This is a genomic window from Oxalobacteraceae bacterium OTU3CAMAD1 (assembly GCA_024123915.1).
Lineage (GTDB): Bacteria > Pseudomonadota > Gammaproteobacteria > Burkholderiales > Burkholderiaceae_D > Rugamonas.
Genome location: CP099650.1, coordinates 2,502,699 through 2,524,351, shown reverse-complemented (window position 1 = coordinate 2,524,351; position 21,653 = coordinate 2,502,699). Strand labels below are relative to the sequence as shown.

Annotated in this window: 15 protein-coding genes and 2 tRNA genes; 2 read left to right on the top strand and 15 right to left on the bottom strand. The window is 63.5% G+C overall.

Annotation, left to right across the window (positions count from 1 at the left end):
- Positions 1-85 precede the first annotated feature (85 nt).
- The 4 genes from NHH88_10815 to NHH88_10800 all read right to left on the bottom strand — a co-directional run bounded on the left by NHH88_10815 (position 86) and on the right by NHH88_10800 (position 2,442).
- Positions 86-161 (bottom strand) — tRNA-Asn (locus tag NHH88_10815).
- Positions 162-225: 64 nt separating this feature from the next.
- The gene (locus NHH88_10810; GenBank protein ID USX16240.1) at positions 226-825 is read right to left on the bottom strand and encodes a choice-of-anchor C family protein; all 600 of its coding nucleotides are present in this window, start codon (positions 823-825) and stop codon (positions 226-228) included.
- A gap of 213 nt (positions 826-1,038) precedes the next feature.
- A tRNA-Asn gene (locus NHH88_10805) sits at positions 1,039-1,114 on the bottom strand.
- A 125-nt stretch (positions 1,115-1,239) separates the two neighbouring features.
- Positions 1,240-2,442 (bottom strand): aspartate/tyrosine/aromatic aminotransferase, encoded by a 1,203-nt coding sequence (locus NHH88_10800; GenBank protein USX16239.1) that lies wholly within the window; start codon positions 2,440-2,442, stop codon positions 1,240-1,242.
- Positions 2,443-2,555: 113 nt separating this feature from the next.
- On the opposite strand from NHH88_10800, the gene uvrB reads away from it, so the two are divergent.
- The gene (gene uvrB, locus NHH88_10795; GenBank protein USX16238.1) at positions 2,556-4,637 is read left to right on the top strand and encodes an excinuclease ABC subunit UvrB; all 2,082 of its coding nucleotides are present in this window, start codon (positions 2,556-2,558) and stop codon (positions 4,635-4,637) included.
- A 9-nt stretch (positions 4,638-4,646) separates the two neighbouring features.
- Positions 4,647-5,672, top strand: coding sequence for a pirin family protein (locus NHH88_10790; protein ID USX16237.1), 1,026 nt, complete (start codon positions 4,647-4,649; stop codon positions 5,670-5,672).
- 6 nt (positions 5,673-5,678) lie between these two features.
- On the opposite strand, the gene NHH88_10785 is transcribed toward NHH88_10790, so the two are convergent.
- The 11 genes from NHH88_10785 to NHH88_10735 form a co-directional block, all read right to left on the bottom strand.
- The gene (locus NHH88_10785; protein USX16236.1) at positions 5,679-6,626 is read right to left on the bottom strand and encodes a lysophospholipase; all 948 of its coding nucleotides are present in this window, start codon (positions 6,624-6,626) and stop codon (positions 5,679-5,681) included.
- Between the two features lie 14 nt (positions 6,627-6,640).
- Positions 6,641-7,297 carry an SdpI family protein gene (locus NHH88_10780; GenBank protein USX16235.1) on the bottom strand — a complete coding sequence of 219 codons (657 nt, stop codon included), beginning with the start codon at positions 7,295-7,297 and terminating at the stop codon, positions 6,641-6,643.
- A complete protein-coding gene (locus NHH88_10775; protein ID USX16234.1) occupies positions 7,294-7,605 on the bottom strand; it encodes an autorepressor SdpR family transcription factor in 312 nt (103 codons plus the stop codon). Before NHH88_10775 ends, NHH88_10780 begins: the two co-directional genes overlap by 4 nt.
- Before the next feature lie 122 nt (positions 7,606-7,727).
- Positions 7,728-8,825 (bottom strand): sn-glycerol-3-phosphate ABC transporter ATP-binding protein UgpC, encoded by a 1,098-nt coding sequence (gene ugpC / locus NHH88_10770; protein ID USX16233.1) that lies wholly within the window; start codon positions 8,823-8,825, stop codon positions 7,728-7,730.
- A gap of 9 nt (positions 8,826-8,834) precedes the next feature.
- On the bottom strand, positions 8,835-12,632 hold the full coding sequence (locus NHH88_10765; GenBank protein USX16232.1) for a hypothetical protein: 3,798 nt from the start codon (positions 12,630-12,632) through the stop codon (positions 8,835-8,837).
- Positions 12,629-13,999 (bottom strand): GH1 family beta-glucosidase, encoded by a 1,371-nt coding sequence (locus tag NHH88_10760; protein ID USX16231.1) that lies wholly within the window; start codon positions 13,997-13,999, stop codon positions 12,629-12,631. The genes NHH88_10765 and NHH88_10760 overlap by 4 nt, the downstream gene beginning before the upstream one ends.
- A 24-nt stretch (positions 14,000-14,023) precedes the next feature.
- Entirely contained in the window at positions 14,024-17,188 is a 3,165-nt protein-coding gene (locus NHH88_10755) for a discoidin domain-containing protein (GenBank protein USX16230.1), read from the bottom strand.
- On the bottom strand, positions 17,185-18,015 hold the full coding sequence (locus NHH88_10750) for a carbohydrate ABC transporter permease (GenBank protein USX16229.1): 831 nt from the start codon (positions 18,013-18,015) through the stop codon (positions 17,185-17,187). The genes NHH88_10755 and NHH88_10750 overlap by 4 nt, the downstream gene beginning before the upstream one ends.
- A complete protein-coding gene (locus NHH88_10745) occupies positions 18,012-18,887 on the bottom strand; it encodes a sugar ABC transporter permease (GenBank protein USX16228.1) in 876 nt (291 codons plus the stop codon). The genes NHH88_10750 and NHH88_10745 overlap by 4 nt, the downstream gene beginning before the upstream one ends.
- On the bottom strand, positions 18,884-20,128 hold the full coding sequence (locus NHH88_10740) for a sugar ABC transporter substrate-binding protein (GenBank protein USX16227.1): 1,245 nt from the start codon (positions 20,126-20,128) through the stop codon (positions 18,884-18,886). Before NHH88_10740 ends, NHH88_10745 begins: the two co-directional genes overlap by 4 nt.
- A gap of 38 nt (positions 20,129-20,166) precedes the next feature.
- Positions 20,167-21,639: a hypothetical protein gene (locus NHH88_10735; protein ID USX16226.1), complete on the bottom strand. Its 1,473-nt coding sequence runs from the start codon at positions 21,637-21,639 to the stop codon at positions 20,167-20,169.
- Between the last annotated feature and the right edge of the window lie 14 nt (positions 21,640-21,653).

Here is a 21,653-nt window from a genome sequence, read left to right as displayed (position 1 = left end):
GAGGGAATATTACCCACTTGGGTAATATGTGGGTAATATCCAAACGAAAGCGGCCCAGCGATTTCTCGCTGGGCCGCTTGTATTCTGGCTCCCCGACCTGGACTCGAACCAGGGACCTGCGGATTAACAGTCCGTCGCTCTACCAACTGAGCTATCAGGGAATTGAGGCCAGAATTATAGCCGCTCAACCTGGATTTGCCCAGCCCAAAAAGCAACTATAAGCAACTATTTTCGCCGACGCGCCAGACGGCCCACCATCGCCAGCCCGACCAGCATCATGCCGTAGGTGGCGGGCTCCGGCACCGCCGCCACGACCGAGATGTCGTCCAGCGCGGCGCCGTAGTAGCTATGATAAGGATCGCCCACAAAGCTCAACGTGCTGGTATCCGAGGTGGCGACAAAACTGAAGCTCCTCCTGACCCAGCCCATGTTGGCGGTGGTCTTGCCGTCGATGTCGAACGTATAGGTGATCGGCGTGTTCACGCTGGCGTAGAAGAACTTGTCGCCGCCGCCGACCGGGTTGCCGGCCAGGCTGAAGCTGACGTTGTACGTCTGCCCCACCACCGTCGCGAACGACTGCGAGATCGATCCGGCGCCGCCGCCATTCAAGTCCAGGCTGTAGCTGCCGGAGGCCGGCGTCCAATAGGTGTTGATCAAGTCGACCGTGCCGCCGATGGTCCAGCCATCAAGGCCGGAGCCGATGGTTTCAAAACCACCGCTGAAGCCGCCGGCGGACTCGAAGCCGCCGTTGTGGATCAACTCGACCGACGCATACGCTGCGGGGCTGAGAACGGTGAAGGCTGCGACGACGGCTAAAGCTTTCATTTTGGACATTTCACACCCCGTTATAGTTATCCCGATTAAACGAGAATTTCTTAGTATTAACTCGATAACTATACGCCATAACAAGAGAACATCAAGAATTACATTTTAGAAACAATGTGGAATGTGAACACATGCGGGCGCGCAATGGAAAAAACCCCATGTGACTTTACAACGATTTTCAGCGTTGTAAGTACACATGAGGCTTTAAAATTCTGGCTCCCCGACCTGGACTCGAACCAGGGACCTGCGGATTAACAGTCCGTCGCTCTACCAACTGAGCTATCAGGGATTAGAGGCAACATTTTATACTGTTTCGTTCACGCCATCAAGAAAGATTTCTATCAGCGCAACTTATTTCGGTATTCCGTGTTGCCATTCGGATCAAGCAACTGCTCAACCCGAAGAAGCAAGAGTTTAGAGCACTTTGGCGATGGCGTCAATAACGATGTCGATATTGCGCGAATTCAACGCCGCCACACAGATGCGGCCGGTGTCGACCGCGTAGATCGACTGCTCGCGCAGTTGATCGACCTGCGCCTTGGTCAGGCCCGAGTACGAGAACATGCCGACCTGGTCGCGCACGAACGCGAAGTCGTGCGCTGGCGCCTTGGCCTTCAGCTTCTCGACGAAGGCCTCGCGCATTTCCTTGATGCGCACGCGCATGCCGGCCAGCTCGTCTTCCCACATCTGGCGCAGTTCCGGCGTGGTCAGCACCGTGGCGACGACCTTGCCGCCGTGCACGGGCGGGTTGGAGTAATTGGTGCGCACGACACGCTTCAATTGCGACATCAAACGGCTCGCCTCTTCGCCGCTGGCGGCGACCACGCTCAACGCGCCGACGCGCTCGCCGTACAGCGAGAACGATTTCGAGAACGAGTTCGACACCAGCAGCGGACCGCCGGCGGCGGCGAAGCGGCGCACCACGGCGCCGTCTTCGGCGATACCGGCGCCGAAGCCCTGGTACGCCATGTCGAGGAACGGCACCAGGCCGCCGCCGGTGACGGCCGCGATAACCTCATTCCACTGGGCCGACGTCAGATCGGCGCCGGTCGGGTTGTGGCAGCACGCGTGCAGCAGCACGATGGAGCCGCGCGGCATGGCCTTCAACGCGGCCAGCATGCCGGCGAAATCGACGCCGTGGGTGGCAGGATCGTAGTAGGCGTAGTTATTGACGGTGAAACCGGCGCTTTCGAACAGCGCGCGGTGGTTTTCCCAGCTTGGATCGCTGATGTAGACTTGCGAATCGGGCGCGAAGCGCTTGAGGAAGTCGGCGCCGATTTTCAGCGCGCCGGTGCCGCCGATGGCTTGCACGGTGACCGCACGTTTCTCTTGAATTACCGCGCTGTCGGCGCCAAATACCAACTCTTGCACCGCCTTGTCATAGGCAGCCAGGCCTTCGATCGGCAGGTAGGTGCGCGGGGCCGGGGTCGCGATCAGGATTTCTTCCGCTTTCTGTACGCAAGACAGCAGAGGCACTTTGCCGTTGTCGTCATAATAAACGCCGACGCCCAGATTGATTTTGGCTGGGTTTTGGTCGGCGTTGAAGGCTTCGGTGATACCCAGGATCGGGTCGCGTGGTGCCATGTCGATGGCGCTGAACAAGCTAGGATTCGTCATGATAAGATTGGATTCGATTGGAAGCGTTTCGCAGCGGATGAACGTAGACAGCGCCCCTCAAAAACTACTTCAGGCCGCTGGCAGGCCATTATTTTAACAAAGGTCGGACCACGATGGCTGAATTACCAGTAGTAGATACCCCCACGGCAACGGTTGTTACCTTCCCGGATTCGCCGTTCAAATTGCACCAGCCCTTCCCGCCCGCCGGCGACCAGCCGGCGGCGATCGACAAGCTGTGCGAAGGCATCGACGACGGCCTGTTTTTCCAGACCTTGCTCGGCGTGACCGGCTCCGGCAAGACCTACACGATGGCCAACGTGATCGCCCGCAAGGGCCGTCCGGCGATCGTGTTCGCACCGAATAAAACGCTGGCCGCGCAGTTGTACTCGGAGTTCCGCGAATTCTTCCCGGAGAACGCGGTCGAATACTTCGTCTCGTACTACGATTACTATCAGCCGGAAGCCTACGTGCCGCAACGCGACCTGTTCATCGAAAAGGATTCGTCCATCAATGAGCACATCGAGCAAATGCGCCTGTCGTGCACCAAGTCGCTGATGGAGCGGCGCGACGTCATCATCGTCGCCACCGTGTCGGCCATCTACGGTATCGGTAATCCCACCGAATACCACCAGATGATTTTGACCCTGCGCCAGAAGGACCGCGTCTCCCAGCGCGACATCATCGCGCGCCTGATCCAGATGCAGTACACGCGCAACGAGGTCGATTTCGGCCGCGGCACCTTCCGCGTGCGCGGCGACACGCTCGACATCTTCCCGGCCGAGAATGCGGAGCTGGCGGTGCGCCTCGATCTGTTCGGCGACGAGCTGGAATCGATCCAGCTGTTCGATCCGCTGACGGGCCGCGTCAAGCAAAAGATCCCGCGCTTCACCGTCTATCCCGGCTCGCACTATGTCACGCCGCGTTCGACCGTGCTGCGCGCGGTCGAGAGCATCAAGCTGGAACTGCGCGACCGCCTGGAGTTCTTCCGCAAGGAGAACAAGCTGATAGAGGAACAGCGCATCGAACAGCGCACCCGCTTCGATCTGGAGATGATGGCCGAAATCGGCTTCACCAAGGGCATCGAGAACTACTCGCGCCATCTGAGCGGCGCCATGCCCGGCGAACCGCCACCGACCCTGGTCGACTACCTGCCGAAGGACGCGTTGATGTTCCTCGACGAGTCGCACGTCTTGATCGGGCAATTGAGCGCCATGTACAACGGCGACCGCTCGCGCAAGACCAATCTGGTGGACTACGGCTTCCGCCTGCCATCGGCGCTGGACAACCGACCGTTGAAATTCGAGGAATTCGAACAGAAGATGCGGCAGACGGTTTTCGTCTCCGCCACGCCGGCCGATTACGAGAACTCGCACGCCGACCAGGTGGTCGAGCAGGTGGTGCGGCCGACAGGCCTGGTCGATCCGCTGATCATCGTGCGCCCCGCCCGTTCGCAGGTGGAGGATCTGATGTCCGAGATCACCGACCGCGTCGCCAAGCACGAGCGCGTGCTGGTGACCACGCTGACCAAGCGCATGTCCGAGCAGCTGACCGAGTTCCTGAGCGACCATGGCATCAAGGTGCGCTACCTGCACAGCGATATCGAGACCGTGGAACGGGTCGAACTGCTGCGCGACCTGCGCATCGGCACCTTCGACGTGCTGGTCGGGATCAACCTGCTGCGCGAGGGCCTCGATTTACCGGAGGTGTCGCTGGTGGCGATCCTGGACGCCGACAAGGAAGGCTTCCTGCGTTCCGAGCGTTCGCTGATCCAGACCATCGGCCGCGCCGCGCGTAACCTCAACGGCGTGGCGCTGCTGTACGCGGACCGCATGACCGATTCGATGGAACGCGCCATCGGCGAGACCGAACGCAGGCGCGCCAAGCAGATCGCCTTCAACGCCGCCAACGGCATCGTGCCGCGCGGCGTGAGCAAGACCATCAAGGACATGATCGACGGCGTCTACAGCCCGCAGGACGCGCGCGAGAACCTGCAGGTGGCGCAGGAGGCGGCCAAGTACGAGTCGATGAGCGAGAAGCAGATCAGCAAGGAGATCAAGCGCCTGGAGAAGGCCATGCTCGATCACGCCAAGAACCTGGAGTTCGAAAAAGCCGCGCAGGTGCGCGACCAGCTGCATGGCCTCAAGCAGCAGCTGTTCGGCGCGCCGGGCGCGGACACGCCACCCACCCCGAACTGACCGGCCGCTATGACGAATCCGATTTTAAGCAGCGGCCCGCTGGGCTTCCCGTGGGCCACCATGGACCCGTTCCTGTTTTGCGTTCACCACGTGGACAAGTACCCCAAGGGCGACGGCAAGTTCGGTCCGGCCGCATCGCTGGCGGGGCGTAGCCTGGGGCAGGATTTCAAGAGTATCGACGGCTGGAATATGTACCACGGCGAGCAGGTGCCGGGGTTTCCCGGCCACCCGCATCGCGGCTTCGAGACGGTGACCATCGTGCGCCATGGCCTGATCGATCACGCCGATTCGCTGGGCGCGGCCGCGCGCTTCGGCGCCGGCGACGTGCAGTGGCTGACGGCCGGACGCGGCATCGTCCACTCGGAGATGTTCCCGCTGCTGAAGACGCAGGACGACAATCCGCTCGAACTGTTCCAGATCTGGCTTAACCTGCCGGCCCGCAGCAAGTTCGCCGAGCCGCACTTCACCATGCTGTGGTCGGAGGACGTTCCCAGGGAGACCGTGGTAGACGCCAACGGCGCGCGCACCGAGGTGGTCTGCGTCGCCGGCCGCGTGGGAGGCGCCGAAGCCCTGCCCCCGCCGCCGGACTCCTGGGCCGCCGCCGAGGACAGCGACGTCGCGATCTGGGTGGTGACGATGGAACCCGGCGCGCAATGGACGCTGCCGCCCGCGCGCGGCGCCCACACCAAACGGGCCTTGTACTACTTCGACGGCGAGGGCGCCAGCCTTGGCGGCCAGCCGCTGACATCGCGCAGCGTCAACGATGTGCGCACCGACGCGCCTTTACAGCTGGTGAACGGCGCCGCCGGCAAGGCGCAGTTCCTGATCCTGCAAGGACGGCCGATCGGCGAACCGGTGGTGCAATCGGGTCCGTTCGTGATGAACAATGAGCAGGAGATCCGCCAGGCCCACGCGGACTACCGGCAAACCGGCTTCGGTGGCTGGCCCTGGCCCGATGGCGCCCCGGTGCATGGCGAAGATCCCACGCGCTTCGCGCGCCACACCGACGGCAAGGTCGAACGGCGCGAGGGTTAAGGTCCGTCAGCGCTGTTTGACGAAGGCCGCCACGGCCTCGCTCAGTTGCGGGGCCAGCGGCAGGTTTGGATCGCTATACGACGCCCTTTGCGCAGCGGGATCGGCAGGCACCATCTTCAGTACATGATTCATGCCGTCGATGACCATCAGCTTGGCCGACGGCGCGGCCGCCGACAGGGCCTGCGCCTCTTTCACCGCGACCTGGATGTCGGTCGTCCCCTGCGCGATCAGCACCGGCATTTTCAGCGCGGCGATCGCCTTGCGCGGGTCGGTCTTAAAGGACGATATCAAATAAGGCTGCACCGACGGCCGGTACAACATCATCAGCTCCGGTGGCAGATCTTCCACCGACGTGCCCTGTTCCAGCGCGACCAGTATGCGTTCGTTCGCGCCTGCCAGCGCGGGTGGAAGCTTGGGTTTGAGCTGATCGCGCAGGATGTCGGCCAAAGGATGGCCCGGGCCGGAGATCGACACGCAGGCATCCGCCTTGGCGCGCTGGCATGCCACCAGCGCAATCAGCGCACCTTCACTGTGCCCCGCCATCACCACGCGCGAGAAGCGCTTGTCCGCGCGCAGCTGGCGCATCCAGACCACGGCGTCATCGACATAACTATCGAGGCGCAGATCGGATTCCTCCTTGACCAAACCGGCGCTGGAAGCGACACCGCGCTTATCGTATCGCACCGTCGCGATGCCTTGCTGCGCCAGCGATTCGGCCAGCATGCGCAGCGAATTATTGAGCAGCGAGGCCGCTTCGCTATTGCCGTCGCGGTCCGTTGGCCCGGAACCGGAATGCAGCAACACCACCGGCACCTTGGCGCCGCCCTCGGGTATCAACTCGGTGCCATACAAGGTTCCGCCCGCGACGGCCTGGGTAACCAAACGTTCGGTATAGCTGCCCGCGTGGGCGGCGCTGGACAACGCCAGCATAGCGAATAAGAATTTACAGCGCATGGGCAAACCTCCGGTTAGTGCGATTCGAGTTGATGATTATTCTGCAGCTTCTTATAGTGCAGCAGCGAGTAGAGGACCACGAGCGGCGTCCATGCCAGCCCCAGTAGCAAGATGCCCCACCCCGGCGCATGCATCCACAGCGCCAGCAAGCCGAGCAAACCGCTGGCGACCATCAGCCGCGCCGCCATGCGGTGCGTGGCGTACCACACGCGCTCACTGGCCAACGTCCAGGGCGTGCGGATGCCGACGTAGAAATTGCGGCGGACCTTGCCCAAAGGGTTCCCCATGAGGATAAGCAGCAGGAACAGCCCCGCCGGCAATGCGCGCTGCATCGACACCTCGCCGCCAGTCCCGGCGATCAGCACCAGCGTGAACACATAGCCCAGCATACACACCACCAAGCCGGCGATGTAATAATAGGTCGGCAGGAACTCCGTCATGCCGAAGCGCTTTGGCGACAGCGCCGGTAACGCCAATCCCACCACCGTGAACAACGCCATGCCGCCGGGACCGAGCGCCCACATCACGGCGCGCCCGGCATAGCCGTCCACCTGGCCTTCGATGTTCCAGTGCACAGGCACCTGTTCGGGCAGCAGCGGCCAGCAGTACGCGAGCGCGGCGCAGGCGGCAGCGATCAACAACAGACAGACGACGAGATAACGCGTTCTCACTTTTTTCTCCCTTTTTGCTCTGTTTTCTGTACGGGTTTGGCTTCCGTGTCGGTCAGATCCATCACCCACGCCAACACATCCTGCAGCACCGTGGTATTGAGCCCGTACCAGATGGTCTGGCCATCGCGCCGCCTGGTGATCAGGTCAGCCTCGGCGAGCACCGCGAAATGGTGGGACATCGAAGGCTTGCTCATATCGAAATGCCCCGCCAGATCGCCGGCCGTCATCTCGCCTTGCCGCAGCAGCCGCAGGATTTCGCGCCGCGCCGGGTCGGCGATGGCTTTAAAGGCGTTGTTGGAGGCATTCATTAGTCATTCATCTAATTAGACATTCATCTAACTATAGGCCGATAGAATCTCGCGGTCAAGCGATCTTTAGACGGGAGACTACCTGCGCGCCGGTTGGCGCGCATAGGCGAATTCAATAGAATTTAATAGACGGCCTGTCCGGAATCATCGAAGACGTGCCAACGGGCCTGCTCGACGCGGATCACCGCTGTTTGCCCGGCCTGCCACCGCGCGTCGGCATCCACCCTTGCAATCAGCTGGGTCGTGCCACCGTCGGGCGTCAGGTAAATGTAGCTGGCGTCGCCCAGCAACTCCGCCGCCTGCACCGTGACCGGAATGCCGGCGGCACCGCCACCTGCCGAATCCGGCGGCGCCAGCGCCATGTGCTCGGCGCGCACGCCGAGCGACACCGGCGATCCGGGCGCCAGTCCATCGCGTGCGCCGATCGGCACCAGCGCGCCGCCGGCCAGCCGCACCGCCATCGCCTGCCCTGCCAGCAGCTCCACCACGCCAGTCAGGAAATTCATCGCCGGCGAACCGAGAAAGCCGGCGACGAACATATTGGCCGGCCGCTGATACAAATCCAGCGGCGCCCCCACCTGCTCCACCTGCCCACCGCGCAGCACGACGATGCGGTCGGCCAAGGTCATCGCCTCCACCTGGTCGTGGGTCACATAAATCATCGTGCTGCCCAGGGTGCGGTGCAGGTTTTTCAGCTCGATGCGCATCTGCACCCGCAGCGAGGCGTCGAGATTGGACAGCGGCTCGTCGAACAGGAACACCTGCGGCTGACGCACGATCGCGCGCCCGATCGCCACCCGCTGCCGCTGCCCGCCCGACAGCTCCTTGGGCTTACGCTGTAACAGCGGCTCGATACGCAGCGTGGCCGCCGCCTGCTCCACCTTGGTCCTTATCTCGTCGCGCGACAGTCCCGCCATCTTCAGCGCGAAGCCCATGTTGTCGAATACCGTCATGTGCGGATACAGCGCATAGCTCTGGAACACCATCGCGATGCCCCGCGCGGCGGGCGTCACGTGCGTCATGTCGCGACCGCCGATACTCACCGTGCCTTCGTCGGCGGTTTCCAACCCGCAGATCGTGCGCAGCAAGGTCGATTTGCCGCAACCCGACGGCCCGACGAACACCACGAACTCGCCGTCGGCGATGCTCAGGTCTATACCGCGCAGGATGGGCTGTTGGCCGAACCCCTTGCGTATGCCGCGAATGTCTACTCCTGCCATGGTTTCCCCTCAACCCAACACCAGTTCAACGCGATGGACCGCGCCATCGCGCAGCAGCGGAATGCGCGCCACGCCGTCGTCGGCCGCGAGCGCCGTGCCGTCAAGGGTAACCGATACGACGTCCTTGGCGCTGCGCCCGGGATTGAGTACCTTGATCTCGTAGCTGCCGCCGCCATCGGGCAACTGATGGCGGATGCTGAACTCCGGCCAGTCGTCCGGGATGCGTGGCGCCATCACAATGGTGTCGCCGCCTTCGATGCTGAATCCCAGCACCGACTCAAGCCCCACCCGGTACATCCAGCCGGACGATCCTGTGTACCAGGTCCAGCCGCCGCGCCCCACATGCGGCGCCTCGCCGTAAACATCGGCCGCGATGACATACGGCTCGACCTGATAAACGGCCACCGCCGCCATGTCGCGCGCATGGGTCACTGGGCTGAGCATCTCCAGCAGCGGCGCGGCGCGGTCGCGGCGTCCCGCTTCGGCCATCGCGCGCACCACCCAGCATGCCGCATGGGTGTACTGGCCACCGTTCTCCCGCACGCCCGCCACGTAACCCTTGATGTAGCCCGGATCGTTGGGCGTGTTGACGAAAGCAGGTGTCAGCAGCCGTATCAGGCCATCCTGTTCGGACACCAGCCGTTGCTCCAGCGCGTCGAGCGCCTGTGCCGCCCGTGCCGGTGGCGCCGCCTCGGAGATCACGGCCCACGCCTGCGCCAGCGCGTCGATCTGGCATTCGTCGCTGTCCTTGGAACCGATGACGGCGCCGTTGTCGTAATAAGCGCGGCGATACCATTCTCCGTCCCAGCCGCCATCGTTCAGCGCATGGTCCAGATGATCGTGATATGCGCTGTAAATGGCGACGCGTGCGGTATCGCCACGCCGTTCGCAGATCGGCAGGAAATCCTTGATGATGCGTGACAGGAAAAAGCCCATCCATACGCTTTCGCCGCGCCCTTCGCGGCCGACGCGGTTCATGCCGTCGTTCCAGTCGCCGGTGCCCATCAGCGGCAGGCCGTGCGCGCCCTGGGTCAGCGAGCGGTCCAGCGCGCGGCAGCAATGCTCGTAGACGACGGCGCTTTCGCCCGACAACGACGGTTTCAGATAAACCTCGTCCTCGCCCTCCTCCAGCAACGGCGCCGTCAGGAATGGTTCGACTTCATCGAGCACGCTCCAGTCGCCGGTGGTCTTGATATAGAAGGCGGTAACGTATGGGAGCCAAAGCAGGTCATCGGAGAAACGCGTGCGCAACCCGCGTTCCAGCGGCGCGGTATGCCACCAGTGCAGCACGTCGCCTTCGACAAACTGGTGCGCCGCGTGGATGCGGATCTGCTGACGCGTCAAGTCCGGACGCGCGTAAATCATCGCGCTGGAATCCTGCAACTGGTCGCGATAGCCCAACGCGCCGCCGGATTGGTAGAACGCCGAGCGTCCCCAGATGCGGCAGCTGAGGTTCTGGTAGGCCAGCCAGCCGTTCTGCATCAAGTCGATGGCGGCCACCGGCGTGCGCACCTGCACGGCGCCGACGGTGTCGCGCCAGAAGGCGGTGATTTCTTCGAGCGCCTGCTGAACCGCTCCTGGGGCTGCGTAGCGCCGCACCAGTTCCAGCGCCGTCGCGCGCTCCTGCGTTTCGCCCAGCAGCACAACCCATTCCAGCGTGGCGCCCGGCGCCAGGTCATGCGTCGTCTGGAACGCCGCGCAGGGATCGAGGCCGGCGCCTGTCGCGCCGTTCAATTGTGCGTCAGCCAACGCGACAGGCTTGGCAAGGTCGCCGTGTTGGCCGATGAAGGCTTCGCGATCAGCGCTGTGATGCACCGCCGCGCCATCACCCGGCAAAGCGGCGGCAAACGTGACACCGTCCGCGAACTGGCCGGCGAGTGGATTGGTCGCCAGCAGCGTTCCCGAGGCATCCAGCTCGGTGATGACGAACCGGCTGCTCTCGGCCGGCGTTCCTCCCAACACCAGTCGCTGGTACGAGAACAGCGACACGCGGCGCGCAACCGCGTCGCGATTGGTCACCCGCACACGCACGATCTTGACCGGCTCATGGCGCGGCACGAACATCACCGTATCCTGCTCCAGGCCATGGCTAAAATGATTGAAGCGCGTGTAGCCAAAACCATGCGCCGCCTCGTATCCAGCGCACGCTGGTGCCGGACCGGGCACCGGTGACCAGTACTGGCCAGTGTCCTCGTCGCGCAGATACAGCGCCTCGCCGTGCGGATCGCGTATCGGGTCGTTGGACCATGGCGTCAACCGGTGGACGCGGCTGTTGCGGCTCCAGGTGTAGCCCGCGCCACTTTCACTGACCAAAAAGCCGAATCCCTCGTTCGATATCGCGTTGGTCCAGGCCAGCGGCGGACGGCGCAGCCCATCGGCTGCGCTCCAGTCCATGCGGATCACATACTCGTCGCCGGCATCGGTAAACCCGCCATAGCCATTAAAGTGATGCAGCACGGCGCGGCCGGGCACCGTCGCCGGTCCATCCGCTTGCGCAGTGCGCATGGCAGGCGGCTGGGCGGCGGCGCCGACGTCGACATCCAGCACCGGCATCCGGCCGCGGACAACCAACAGCGCGGTCATTTCGATCAAGGCGAGATCCTGCTTTTTGAACTTTTCCGGTTTGCGCACATGGACGCCTTCCACATCCTTGTAAGCGCCGTCACGATCCAGCAGTAAAAGGTCGACCTTGAAGCCGTGCACGGCCCAGTAAGCGCGAGCACGCAGCAACAAACGGGCGTTGGCATCGTCGGCGCCATCGACCCACAGGACGGCCAACGGCCCGGCCGGAAGAGCGTAGGAAGAAAGGACGGAAGCGATATCGGCGGAAGTTTCGACCTCACGCGCAGTATGCCGCGGTGCGCGTACCGCCGGCTCGCCATACAGCATCGCACCCGCCAAGCGCTGCAAATAAGTCGCATCGTCCGAGCTCAAACCCAGTCGCTGCTCGAGCGCCTGCTGGGCGGCGCGGGCGGCATTGATCGGCGCACGATCCGCCGGGTCCAGGCCTCCGGCTAACGCGAGCGCGTGCTCGCGACTGTCCGCCGCGCCCAGGATAAATGCCACGCTGGCGTGCGCGCCTGGCGCCAGCGTCACCGCGCGGCGCAGGCTGAATGCCGGATCGAGCACATTCCCGGCCGTGCCGGAGAGTTCTCCGTCCATGCCGGCCGGCGAGCGCAGCTCGCGTCCGCGTCCCACAAAGCGCGTGCGATCCGTCTCAAACCCGGCGGCGGCGCCACCGGCGGCGGCATGCACCATCCACAGCGCCGCATCGCCCTCGCCGCGCGGTCTGCGCCGCGCCAGCAAGGCGCCTGTGGCGGCGTCATGCTCGGTCTGCACGAACAATTTGGAGAAAGCCGGATGAGAGGCTTCATCCGCTTGTCGATTCAATACCACCTCCAGATAGCTGGTCACCTCGATATTGCGCTCGGTGGAGCCGGTATTTTTGAGCACCACGCTGCGCAGTTCGAGGTCCCGCGCGGGATCGACGGCGATCTCCATATGCGCCGCGATGCCATGCGCCGAGACGCCAATCCAGAAGCTGCCAGCCTCGCCGCCGGAGGTCCTGACCGCGTCCCCCGGGCCGCCAGGCTGCAAGCCCAGCGACCAGACCTCGCCGCTGACGGTGTCGCGCAGATAGACAAAAGAGCCCTCGCCGTCCTCGACGCGGTCTCCGCTCCAGCGCGACAGGGCCATGTCGCCGACCCGGCTGAAACCCATGCCGGCGCCGGTGATCAATGTGGTGAAGCTGCCGTTGGAGAGCAACCGCGCGCCACGCGCAAAGGTGTTTTCTAAACGATTATTCATGAGGCTTTTCCGGCTACTTGATTGAGACACGCGCCATTGCTGGCGACGATATCGGCGTACAGCATGGCGCTGTCTTTCAGCGTGCGCTGCTGTGTTTCAAAATTAACGTGGATGATGCCGAAGCGTTTGGAAAAGCCCAACGACCACTCCAGATTGTCCAACAGCGACCATACCATGTAGCCCCGCAGATCGACGCCCGCTTCCAGCGCGGCGCTGATGGCGCCCATATTCTTGCGCAGGCAATCGACGCGCAGCGGGTCGTGCACCCGCCCTCCCTCGGCCTGCGGCGGATCGTAGAACGCCGAGCCGTTTTCCATCACATACAGCGGCGTATCGCCGTACAGGCGCTTGAAGTTGACCAGCGTATCCGTCAGCCCCTGCGGGAACACCTCCCATCCCGTCTCCGTGTAGGTCGCCTGGGTCTGGCGGACCGGCGCCACTTTCAACGGCCAGTTGGAGGGCTCATCGCGCACCACGCTGCGGGTGTAGTAGTTAATGCCGACGAAGTCCAGCTTCTGGCCGATCAACTCGAAGTCGGCGGCGGGCCAATCCGGCCAAGCCTCGCCAAACATCTGCTTGAGCTCCGGCGGATAGGCGCCCAGGAAGATCGGATCGAGGTACTGGCGGTTCATGTAGGCGTCGGCGCGCCGGGTGGCATCGAGATCGGCCTGCGACTGGCTGGCGGGATACTTAGGCTCGATATTGACCACGATGCCGATTTGATGCCGACCCACCTCCCGATACGCCTTGACGGCGCTACCGTGCGCGCGCATCAGGTTATGGCTGGCCAGCGCCGCCTCGTGCACGCTGCGGTGTCCCGGCGCCAGGGTGCCGTGCATGTAGCCGCCGTCGGTGACCACCCAGGGTTCGTTAAGCGTCGCCCACGACTTGACCCGTCCATCGAAGGCCTGGAACAGTATCCGCGCATAGTCGGTGAACCAGTCGGCGATGTCCGGATTGAGCCAGCCACCCCGGTCGTCCAGCGCGGCGGGCAAATCCCAGTGGTACAGCGTGAGCATGGGCTCGATACCGTTGGCCAGCAGCTCGTCGATCAGGCGGCTGTAAAAATCCAGGCCCGCCTGATTCACGGCGCCGCGCCCTTGCGGCAGGATGCGGCTCCACGACACGCTGAAACGATAGGCTTTCAACCCCAGCTTCACCATCAGGGCAACATCTTCCTTGTAGCGGTTGTAATGGTCGCAGGCGACGTCGCCGTTGTCGCCATCGCGCACATTACCCGGCACCGCGCAGAAGCGGTGCCAGATGCTCGGGCCAGCGCCGTCGGCCAGCGGCGAGCCTTCGATCTGATACGCAGACGTCGCGCTACCCCACAGGAAGTCGCTGGGAAACTGGATGGATTTACTCATTTGATGATCCTTGTGATCTCGAAGTTATAACGGTGCGCCACTAATTTTCAGTACCGCCGGCAGGCTATCGATCCTGATATGCCGGTTTTGCCATGTCACCGGCTTGCCGTTCAGCGTGGCCGCGCCGGGCTCCGTATCCCACGGCCAGGTGAAGACCACGCCTCCGGGCGGAGTGCGCCGCATCGCCTCCACCTGCAGCGACAGCGAACCATCGCCGGCCGCCAACTTGTAGCTGAGCGGCCCATACGGCGTGCGCAAGCCGTGAAGGCCGATGCCTTCTCCCCGCAGCCAATCCAACGGCACGCCTTCCGCCAGCAGCAGTGCCCGATCCGCCTCGCGTTCGTACGCGAACGAGTCGAGCGCCGCGCGGATATAGTCGGACGATATCCAGCCGTGCGGCATGTCGCCCACGAATCGTGGCTGGCGCATGTCGCGGCCGACGACTTCGGCCCACTGGTTCCACTTGGCGGGACGCTGGTCGGCGTAGAAGTAGTCCAGCAATTGGGCCGCACGTTCCCGCCAGCCCAGGCGCACGAAGGCGCTCACATTGCGCAGCTCATACGGCGTGTAGTCCTCCCACGCCTTGCGGCCGTCGCGGCGGGCCAGGAAGAAATCCCAATACTTGTCGTAGGTGGCCTTCAGCATCGCCGGTGGCAGGAACTGCTGCTCGCCGCCGGGCGTCAGCGCAATCGTCGACGACGTGGGATCGAAGTCGCCCAGTTCCGCCGCGCCGGGCAGGTAGTCAATGCCGTGGACCGCCGTTGCGGCATCCAACGAGGCATAGAGGTCACGCCGGTACTCGTCACGGGCCGCCGCCAGGCGCCGCTCGTCATCGGTCTTCCCAAGCGCCGCGGCGATATGGACGGCGTCCTTGTAGCCGCGCATGGCCCAGAAGTCATCCCAATATGAGTGCATCGGCTTTTCCGAATAGCCCTCGTGACTGATCGAGGCCGGCATCAAACCATAGAAAGCGCGGCGCTCCGGCGTGCGGTTTGCTTCGACACGCTCGGACTGGCGCAACGCCTCCATATACCGCGCGGCGGCGTCGATGCGCGGCCATGCGTCGGCCAGCGAGGTCTTGTCCTGCGTATAGCGATACAGTTCCGCCGCCAGGAAGATCAACTGCCCGTGGCTATCGTTTTCCGGCACCGGATCGGCGCCACGGCGATCGACGCAGCACGGCACCTTGCCGTTGTCGAACTGGTACGGCGCGTACCAGCGCAGGTAGTCGGCCGCGATATCGGCCTGACCAAGTCGCAACAGCGCCTCCGACATCATCGCGCCATCGCGTACCCAGGAGCGCCGGTAGGAGCGCGTACCGGGTTGCAGCGATGCGCCCTCGCGCGTCATGAGCATGTGCGCCAGCGACGAGCGCAATGTATCGGCCATATGCTGGCCCGCCCCGGGCACTTTCAGCGTTACCCGATTCAGCTTGTCGCGCCACTCCGCCGCTACGGCATCCTGCCGGCCCGATAGCCACGCGGCGGCGTCCCGGCCGGAGGGAGAAATATCGCTCATCGCCGATCCGCCCGCCATCGGCAGCACGGCGCCGATTACAACGCTGCCATACGGCGGCAGCATTACGTCGTAAGTCATCGCCGCTGAAGCCATGCCTGTTTCGTCATGCAGGCTACGCGGGCTGGATCGTCCACGATCGGCGCCGGGCAGCATGCCACCGTCGAACGACGACAGCGCCACGCCGGCGGGAGCTTGCAGAGGATAGATCTTGCCATCGCCGTTGACCGTGACCGTCTTGCCATCCCACCGCAGATCGTGAATGGCGCTGAAACCACCCGGCGTATTGAGGAACTGGCGCGGCGCGTTGACCTGGAACGGGCGTACCGCCAGAACCAGTTGCATGCGCCGCGCGGTCGCGCCAAGGTTTTTCAGCTCGTACTTCGCCAGCAATCGCGATGAAGCCGGCGTGCCGTCGGCGGCGGCGGTGACGGACATCGTCCAATCGCGATGGCGCCACGCCACCGTTGGCACCGGCAGATACCCCTCCCGCAAACTCTGGCTCACTTTCACATCGTCCCAAGTGACTAGCCGACCTCCGTCGCGCACGAAAGGTTCAACCGAAAAGCCGCCCTGTTTCGACTCCAACGCGCCATCCTCGGAAATGAGCGCGCTGTGATCGCCGCCGCCATCGACGCCCACCAGCGTCCAGTAAGACTGCTGACCGGAAAAGCCCCGTGGATACAATCCACGCTGGGCGCCCCGCGCCACACCTTCGATAAACTGGTTCGGTGTCGCGCCCCAAGCCAAATTCTTCAGATCGACTTCCGCCAGCGCGTAGGCCGACGACGGCCCGTCGCGTAGCACCAGCCGGATATAGCGCGCTTCGGACTCCGCCAGGCGTAACGGATCGTCGCCGCCATTGCCTGCGACGACACGGCGTGCCATCCGCCATTGTCTGCCATCGGATGACAGTTCGATATCGTAGTTGCTCGCGTAGCGGCGGCCCTGCCAGTGCAGCACAAGGCCACCGAACTCCCGCTCCGCGCCAAGATCGATGGTCAGCCGCTGGACTTTCCCCTTACTGTTCTTGCCTGCCCATGCCGTACCCGCATCGCCATCGACCGCCAGCGCGGCTGCTCCGCCAGGCAGTTGGGACGACGCCTGCGCGACCGGCTTCGGCCAGGCATCCGGTACCGGTGGCAGCGCACGAATCGTCAGTTGTTTAAGGTAGATGGAACCTTTGCCACCTCCGCTGCCGGCGCTGACGACAAACTCGATGCGGTCCGCATGTTTGAGTACGCGGTCCTTCGTCGGTCCCCACGCGAACAGCACCTGACGCTTCTTGATACGCACCAGTTGCCACTCATTCGGAAATGTGTAGTTCTGCTGCGGGAACCACCAGACGTTGTCGCCACTGGCGTCGGTGAGTTTGAACTCGAAATGATTCACCGGAGCGTCGGCGCGCACGTAGAACGAAATCTCGTAGTTGTCCGGCAGGTCCAGCGGCAGCGCGCGGCGCACGAAGGCGTAACCACCTTTGCCCGCGAAATCGAAATCCAGCCGCAAGCCTCCATCGGCGGCGCTTGCGGCGGATTGCACGCCATCCGAGGCCTGCGCCTGCCATGCGTCGATGGACGAAAAGTCATCGAGCACGCGAGTTGGCTCCGCAGCGATAGCCGCCGACATCAGCGCGGCGACCACGCCCGCAGTCAGCATATGTATGAGCCTCATCCTTTTACGCTCCCCACCAGCAGGCCCTGGATGTAGTACCGCTGCAAGCCGAGGAACAGCAGCAGCACCGGCAAAATGGTCAGCACCGAGCCGGCCATCATCAACTCGTTATCCTGGACGTGCTCGCGCGACAGCGATGCCAATGCCACCGGCAAGGTGTAAAGGTCTTTATCGGTCAACACTATCAACGGCCACATAAAGTCGTTCCACGTGCCGAGGAAGGTAAAGATACCCAAGGTGACCAGGATCGGCGTAAGCAGCGGCAGCACGATGACGCGGAAGATGCGGAACTCGCTGGCGCCGTCCATGCGCGCCGCCTCCAGCAGCGCATCCGGTATCGTCAGCGCGTATTGCCGCACAAGGAAGATGCCGAAAATGCCCGCCATCGCCGGCACCAGCACCGCACCATAGGTATTGACCAAGCCGAGATACTTCAGCAGCAGGAACAGCGGCAGCATCGCCACCTGGCTGGGTATCACCAGCGCGCCGAGCATGACCTTGAAAATCCGGTCACGTCCCCGGAACTGCAGCTTGGCGAAGGCGTATCCCGCGCTAACGTTGAACAGCAGCGACAACGCCGTCGCGGCGCACGACAGCAGCAAACTATTGAGCAGATACCGGCCGATGCCGGCATGCGTGAACAGCTCGCGGTAGTTGTGCAGCGTCGCGGCGCGCGGCACCAGCGGCAGCGGGAACGCACTCGATTCGCCGGGCTCCATCAGCGACACCGACAGCATCCATAGCAGCGGGAATAATGTCAGCGCGCCGGCGACAAGCATCACAGCGTTGAGCGCCAGCGCGCGCGGTTTCCAGGAGAAGGCGGTCATGCGTCCGCTCCTTTGGCAAAGCGCAGTTGCAGCAAGGTGACGCAGAACATGATCGCGAACAGAATGAAGGCCACCGCCGACGCCGCGCCCAGATTCCACCATTTGAAACCCTGCTCGTACATGAAATACAGCACGCTGACGGTGCTCTGCACCGGCCCGCCCTGCGTCATCACGTACGGTTCGGCGAACAGTTGGAAGTACGCGGACATGCTCAGGATACTCACCATCAGCATCGTCGGCCCGAGCATCGGCCAGGTGATGAAGCGGAACTGCCCCCATACGCCGGCGCCGTCCAAGCCCGCAGCCTCGTACAGATCATCCGGGATGCTTTGCAGGCCCGCGAGGAAGATGATCATGTTGTAGCCGAAGTTCTTCCAGACGGCGAACAGGATAATCGCCGGCATCGCCCAATCGGGATCGTTCAGCCAATCCACCGGGGATATGCCCAGTTGATCGAGGCCGTGATTGATCATGCCGTAGCGCGTGTGCAGCAGGTAGCGCCAGATCACCGCCACCGCCACCAGCGACGTCACCACCGGCGCGAAGAAAGCCGTGCGGAACAGACCCTTGAACCAGGTTAGCCGGGAATTCAGCAGCAACGCCGCGCCAAGCGAGGCAGCGATCGACAGCGGCACGCCAACGACGACGAAGTACAGGGTATTGCCCAGCGCCTGCCAGAACAGCGGCGTTTGCAGCAGCTCGGCGTAGTTGCGCAGTCCTACGAAACGCAGATTGTCCAGATTCGCCAACGCGTAGATATCGAAGTCGGTAAGGCTCATCACCAGGGCGGCCAGCACCGGCAGGAAGAAGAACACGCTGATCACCAACAGCGCGGGGCCGGCAAAGCACCAAGCGGCGCGGCGCGAGTTCATCGCCCCTCCTTCCGCGCCAGCATCCAGCGGCGCTTTTCCAGGATATGGTCGGCCTTCGCGTCCAGCGCCACCACCGCCTGGTCTACCGTCAGCTCGCCGTGCGTTACACGCTCGGCGACCAGCCGCATTTCGGTGGCGATCCGTTCCCACTCGGGCACCTTGGGCGCCGGCTTCACACGCTCGAACTGCTGGCGGAATGCCTGGGCATAGACATCGTTGGCAAGACGCGGCGCGCTCCAGTTGCTGCGGCGCGGCGGCAAATCTCCCGTCAATTCGTGGAAGCGCGCGGCCGTGTCGGTACGGGACAGGTACTCAATCAACTGCCACGCCTCGCGCGGATGCTTGGAGGACGCCGACAGTACCAGACTGGAACCGCCGGCGATGGAAGCCGCCGGACCGGAAGGCCCGGGCAAGATGGCCGTCATCCAGTGCTCCTGCTGATCGGCGGGCAGACGGCGTTTGAACTCGCCCATGTTCCAGGGCCCGGAAATGTAGAAGGACACGTAGCCCATGCCGAATTCGTGATAGACGTTGGTGATGCGGTTCATCGGCGCCAGCTTCTGCGCGTACATGTCGGCGTATAGCTGCAGGCTGCGGCGGAAACCCGCGCTGCGGAAATTGCCATAGCGGCCGCCGTCACGCAGCAAAGGCTCGTCGTTCTGCAACGCCAATGCCAGCAGGGGCTCGAATTCATCGCTCGGCAGCAGGATCGCGTAGTTGTCCGGGCCCACGCGGCGCTTGATGGCGTTCATCGCCTTCATCCACTCGGCCCAGGTTTGTGGCGGCTTGGCGTAGCCGGCGAGCGCCAACATATCGCGGCGATAGAACAACACGCGGGTGTCGATATACCACGGCGCGCCCCACAACTTGCCGTCAACGATGTTGGTATCCCAGATGCCGGGAAAATAGTCGGCCTGCGTCACCAGCTTCGAGGCGGCGACCTGCGCATCGAGCGGCAGCAGCGCGCCCAGCACGGCAAACTCCGGCACCCAGGTGTTCCCGAGCTGGAAAATGTCGGGCATGACGTCGCCGGCGAATGCGGTCAGCAGCTTTTCGTGCGCGGCGGTCCACGGCAGTTGCTGGACTTCGACGCGCACGCCGGGGTGGGTGCGTTCGAATTCCGGCATCAGCGCGGTGACCACCTCGCCCTCGCGCCCCATGGCCCAAAACTTCAGCACCACGCCCTGCTCTTTGCGCGGCGCGCATGATGCCAGCAGGCCGCAGGCCAGCATCAGCAGCATCGCGCGTGCGAAGCCCCGGCACGTTGACAACCCTCGCGTCATTGGGCGGGCGCCATCTCTGCCGCCGGTTTGACCTTCTCCGGCTGTTTCAACCAACCGCCTGTGAAGCCCGCGCGTTCGAGGCCGCGCCGGATGACCGGGTGGCCGCGCATCACGCGCCACACGAAATCGCTGCGATAGTTTTCCGTCATGGCGATGATCGGCCCCTGGTCGATGCCGAGATAGTCGTTGTCGACCCAGCCCTTGCCCTTGATCGTTTGTCCTTGCGAGACGGGGATATCGTAGTCGAAGCTTGGATTGAAGGCATCCAGGAAGCCGTAGCGGCCATAAATCCAGTCGCCGTAGCGCTTCTTCATCTCCAGCACCGCCGGCACCACGATCTCCGGCGCGAACGGCAGCGACGACGCGGCCGCCGTCGGCGCCAGCGTGCAATCGTCGTAGTGCTTCAAGCCGCCGATGCCGCGCGCCGTGTAAGTGCGGAATGGAAGCTTGATGCCGCCGTAGTCGAGCGTTTTGTCCACCGGACCATCGCTGGCGGTGATACCCCAGACGTTGGCGCCGTAGCCCTTGCAGCGCAGCGGATTGGCGATCGCGTAAGCCTGCTGCGCATAGGTGGCGCGGCGGCTGTTCTCGAAATAGTCGTATCCGCGTTTGCTCATATACTCGTCGCGGATACCTCGAAAGTCGATCCACACATGGCTGTACTGGTGGATGAACAGCGATGGATAAGCGAGGTACTCCTTGTCGCCCTTGCCTTCCAGGCTGTTCGCATAGGTGCTGGTCCAGGCTTTCCAGGCATCCGGTTGCACCGGATGGGTGGGCGATCCAAGCGCCAGCACGTAGACCAGCATCGCCTCGTTGTAGCCTTTCCAATCGTAGGGGATAAAACCGGATTCCGGATGCCAGCCCAGCGCGATCGACGGCTTGCGCGCCTGCGCCCAGGTCCAGTCTACCCGCTCATATATTTCTGCGGCTAGCTTGCGGATCTCCTTCTCGGCCGGATCGTCGCCGTCGAAGTAAGATTGGCAGAACAGCGCGCCGGCCAGGAATAGCGCCGTGTCGACCGTCGAGAGCTCCACCTTGTCGTGCCGCAGGCCCGTCTTCATATCCAGGAAATGATAGAAGAAACCCTTGTAACCACTGGTGGACGTGCCCTTGTCGCCTCCCTGAGGCGCGTTGCGGAAGAAGCGCAAGGTGGCCAGCACGCGGTCGCGCGCCTGCTGGCGCGTGACGTAGCCACGCTCGACGCCAATCGGATACGCGGTCAAGCCGAAGCCGACCGCCGCCACGCTGGAGAACGACGGCGTCGGATACCGGTCCGGCACCAGGCCGTTGGCCGGATTGGCGGTTTCCCAGAAAAAGTCGAAGGTGCGGCGCTGCAGATCGTCGAACATCGGCGGCAGCGCGGCATCGCGCGCCTGCGCGACGCCGGCGCCGGCGAACAAGGCGGAAACGGCGATCGCGAGGCTTGCGGCGGTGTGCAAGGCGCGAGGCTTGGAAAATACGGTCATGAACCCAGGCCTCC